The 3967-nt window shown below is 39.9% G+C and carries 4 protein-coding genes; 2 read left to right on the forward strand and 2 right to left on the reverse strand.

The genetic code is table 11. The features are described 5' to 3' along the window. Positions 1-39: 39 nt before the first annotated feature. Positions 40-645, reverse strand: coding sequence for a CIA30 family protein (locus WSC_RS23705; RefSeq protein ID WP_016957963.1), 606 nt, complete (start codon positions 643-645; stop codon positions 40-42). Between the two features lie 18 nt (positions 646-663). Beyond that, on the reverse strand, positions 664-1767 hold the full coding sequence (locus WSC_RS0121180; protein WP_016957964.1) for an SGNH/GDSL hydrolase family protein: 1104 nt from the start codon (positions 1765-1767) through the stop codon (positions 664-666). 180 nt (positions 1768-1947) lie between these two features. Here WSC_RS0121180 and rpsO point away from each other — a divergent pair, with 180 nt between their 5' ends. After that, positions 1948-2217: a 30S ribosomal protein S15 gene (gene rpsO, locus WSC_RS0121185; RefSeq protein ID WP_016957965.1), complete on the forward strand. Its 270-nt coding sequence runs from the start codon at positions 1948-1950 to the stop codon at positions 2215-2217. A 153-nt stretch (positions 2218-2370) separates the two neighbouring features. Further along, the coding region (gene pnp, locus WSC_RS23710; RefSeq protein ID WP_016957966.1) for a polyribonucleotide nucleotidyltransferase at positions 2371-3967 on the forward strand (1597 nt) is incomplete at its 3' end.

Genomic DNA, 3967 nt, shown 5'->3' on the forward strand with positions numbered 1-3967 from the left:
TTATGAACTATTAAACGTAGCTTAATGAAGTGTCCACTTTTAATGGTTCAGATCAGTACTACCAAATTCGATTTTGGCGACTTTGTTTAAATTGTAGTTATCAGAGTCGAGTTTTTGCTTAAACATTTCTAGCCACCATTCATGCATGTCTAAATGGGCTAAGTCGATCTCAACCTGTTGCCATTGTTCGTTACAGGAAAAATAGCTTGAAGGAGCTCGATAGCTGAGATAATCATCTTTGCTCGTGAGTGTTTCGTCGACCGTATAGACAACAAAAGTGAGCACATTAGCTGGGGAGCATTTGACATTAAAGCGGATATGGCTGTAGTTGCTCAGGTCAACTAAGTGATTGGCGCTTGCTTGGTTGGTAAATTCAAGCGCGGCAGAAGCGTATGGGTAATCAATACTAGATTTAACATGCAATTCAAAATCTAAACTATAGGTTATGTCACTAAAAGTAACTTGGGAATGACCTCCGCGCGCTCGGTCTGATTCAATGGCAGCAGACCATTCTAAACTACTTTGTTCTTTCGGTAATAAAGCTGAGTGGACAAATGTTTTGTTAATCAAAAAGGCACTAATGGCGATGCAAACAATCAGCATGGCCACTAGAGAGATAAATGCCTTTTTATAAAAATCTAACATCAGTCCTGTTTACTCAAATTACCAAGCCATTTTTTGTTGGATAAACTTAGTCAGTTTAGCCGCATTGGTTTTATGTTGGTGAACACGTGGATGTGCCCAATAGCCGTTAAAATCGAAGGTTAAAGTATCAATACGTTTATATTTTTTCTGCTGTTTAAACTGCTCAACTGCCTGTTGAACATATCCTGGCCATTTTGAACCTTCACGAGTGGCATCCATACTACCTAAGGCACAGATAAAGTAAGCATTTGGATATTCAGCGTAAATTTTGCTGATAAATTGAGTGTAAGCGTCAATAATATCTTGCTCTGTCGGCTGCGGTTTTAACCGTTTCTCGCGGTCAATCAACCAGCTGTCATTTTGAAATAAATTGATCACCACAACATCGGGCTGCCACTGACTGAAATCCCACTGGCTATCATTGTTGCCGACGGCAGATAATTGGTCGTAAAACTGCGGCATAATAAAATCAAACCAGCTGATCATAATACCTATGCCACTTTGTGAAACTGTATGTTGCTCAGCATTTAGAGCACGTGCTGTGATTGAGCTATACGACCAATAGTTATTCTTTTCAGAGTTTAAATGGTCAGCGCCATTATCCGCGGCCTCATTACCCATACCTGTGGTAATAGAATCACCAAAAAACGCGATTTTACGTTGTGGGCGAGGGGCTGGCTGCTTCAGCTCGCCATTAACTGATATGCCATAAAAATAGCTGCCACCTTGTTCACCTTCGGTGCGTTTGTATATTTCTAATGTGTGCTCACCGCTAGATAAATCTTGGGCTATCACATACTCGTGTTTGCCTTTTTTCGCTTCAATTACGTAAGGGTGATAAATTTCATCGTCTACTATCACGCTAAAATAATTTTCACCTTTTTCATCTTCTAAAGTAATGGCTAGATAAGAGCCAGTAAACTTAGTTTTAATTGAAGTGCCGGGCCAAGAAATCATAGGTTTGTGTTTTTGACTAAAGTCGACGCGACCTGTGTATTGGAAATTTTTATTGTCAGCGGTAAACAGGTTAGCCGCGATACTCAGTTGAGTGTTAGCCAACAAACAGCCTAGGCTAAACAAGCTAATTTTTGTAATTGTTTTCATTTTTGTTGTTAACTGCATGGAGTATTCCATTTATCGTTATAATCTAAAACCTGCAAGCAGGTGGTCTAAGTTGGCATCATAAAACATTCTGCTGAGGTTAATCTAGTTGATCTTTTGATTAATTCGCGTAGAATCCGCACTTCACTATATTAGGTACGCTGGCTTAGTGATCGGCTTACCCGAATTTTGGAGATTATTATGTCACTAACTATTGAAGAAAAAGCGAAAATTGTAGCTGAATATGCAACTAAAGAAGGCGACACTGGTTCACCTGAAGTACAAGTTGCTTTGTTAACTCACAGAATTAACAAGTTACAAGGTCATTTCTCTGACCACAAAAAAGATCACCACTCACGTCGTGGTTTGATCCGCATGGTTAACTCTCGTCGTAGTTTATTAGACTACTTAAAGCGTAAAAACCTTGAGCGTTACTCTTCATTAATTCAACGTTTAGGCTTACGTCGCTAATCGTTAAATGAATTTATTGTGAAAAAAGGGCCTAAATGGCCCTTTTTTTTTCTGTTTTGCACATAGGATATACTTATTTGCAAAATAGTTACGTATAATTAGTCGCGAAAATAAGCGATCAAAGATTAAAGTAAGAACAAAGGAAACATTATTGTGACTCCAATTACAACTTCATTCCAGTTTGGCCAACACCAGGTCACTTTGGAAACAGGTGTTGTTGCTAGACAAGCATCAGCAGCTGTTATGGTGAGTATGGACGATACTTCAGTATTAGTAAGTGTCGTAGCAAAAAAAGATGACGAAGTAAGAGATTTTTTCCCATTAACGGTTAACTACTTAGAGAAAACATACGCAGCAGGTAAAATCCCTGGTGGTTTCTTTAAGCGTGAAGGTAAACCGTCTGAAGGTGAAACTTTAACGGCTCGATTAATTGACCGTCCAATCCGCCCATTATTCCCGAAAGAATACACCAACGAAGTACAAGTTGTTGCAACTGTAATGTCGGTAAACCCTGAAATTGCACCTGATATCGTATCTATGATTGGTGTTTCTGCGGCTTTATCAATTGCAGGTATTCCTTTCCAAGGTCCAATTGGTGCTGCACGTGTTGGTTATAAAGATGGCCAATACATGTTAAACCCATTAACCAGCGAAATGGCTGATTCTGAATTAGATTTAGTGGTTGCTGGTACTGAAAACGCTGTACTTATGGTTGAATCTGAAGCTTCAATTTTAAGCGAAGATACCATGTTAGGTGCGGTTGTTTATGGTCACGAGCAAATGCAAACTGTGATTGAAAACATCAACAAGTTTGTTGAAGCTGTTAACCCAGCGCCTTCTACTTGGGTTGCGCCTGAAGTTGATTCTGCTTTATACGAAAAAGTTGAAGCTTTATCAAAAGACGGTTTTGTCCAAGCTTACCAAATTGCTGACAAAGTTGAGCGTAAAGACGCTGCATCAGCAGTTAAAGAAGCTGCGGTAGCAAAAATTGTTGAAGAAAGCGAAGAAGTTGACCAAAAATTAGTTGGTGAATTCTTAGGCTCTGTTGAGAAGAAAGTTGTACGTAGCCGCATTATTGCTGGTGAGCCACGTATTGATGGTCGTGATCCTACTATGGTTCGTGCACTTGACGTACGCACTGGTATTTTACCACGTACTCACGGTTCTTCTTTATTCACTCGTGGTGAAACGCAAGCAATCGTTGTTGCAACTTTGGGTACTGAAAAAGATGCACAAAGATTTGACGATTTGACTGGTGATAAAACAGATCATTTCTTATTCCACTACAACTTCCCTCCTTACTGTGTTGGTGAAACTGGTATGGTTGGTGCGCCTAAGCGTCGTGAAATCGGTCACGGTCGTTTAGCAAAACGTGGTGTTGCGGCGGTTATGCCAACAGTTGAAGAATTCCCGTACACAGTACGTGTTGTTTCTGAAATTACTGAATCAAACGGTTCAAGCTCTATGGCTTCTGTTTGTGGTTCTTCACTTGCGTTAATGGACGCTGGTGTACCAATTAAAGCTTCTGTTGCGGGTATCGCAATGGGCTTAGTAAAAGAAGGCGACAACTTTGTTGTTCTTTCTGATATTTTAGGTGACGAAGACCACTTAGGTGATATGGACTTTAAAGTAGCTGGTACAACTGAAGGTATCACTGCGCTGCAAATGGATATCAAAATTGAAGGTATCACCAAAGAAATCATGCAAATTGCATTAAACCAAGCGAAAGCGGCTCGTTTACACATTTTAG

The organism is Catenovulum agarivorans YM01, from assembly GCF_000281085.1.
Lineage (GTDB): Bacteria > Pseudomonadota > Gammaproteobacteria > Enterobacterales > Alteromonadaceae > Catenovulum > Catenovulum agarivorans.